The 336-nt window shown below is 75.0% G+C and carries 1 protein-coding gene; it reads left to right on the forward strand.

Features of this window, described 5'->3' with window-relative positions; translation table 11 throughout:
* Positions 1-51 precede the first annotated feature (51 nt).
* The coding region (locus UK12_RS44075) for a hypothetical protein (RefSeq protein ID WP_231591512.1) at positions 52-336 on the forward strand (285 nt) is incomplete at its 3' end.

The raw sequence follows: 336 nt of genomic DNA on the forward strand, positions 1-336 counted from the left end.
GAGGCGGTCACGGTTGGCACGCTGCGCCGGAACGAGGGTGGTGCCCGTCGGGTGCTGGCCTCGTTCGCGGAGGCGTGGGTGCGCGGTGTCGCGGTGGACCGGCAGGCAGCGGCCTTCGAGGGCACCGGTGCCGGGCGGGGCGACCTGCCCACTTCCGCCTTTCAGCAGGAGACACACTCGCGCCGTCCCCTCCCGGCCCGGCTCCGCAACATTACATCCGCCGGGCTGCGTTCGGCCGGCGATCCAGGGCTGGCCCCCACCGTTCGCGTCGGGGAGGCGGAAGGCCGCCTTCTCACCGGGCGCACCTCCGCCGACTCGCACCGGTGGCCGGCTGAG

It is taken from the genome of Saccharothrix sp. ST-888 (assembly GCF_000955975.1).
Lineage (GTDB): Bacteria > Actinomycetota > Actinomycetes > Streptomycetales > Streptomycetaceae > Kitasatospora.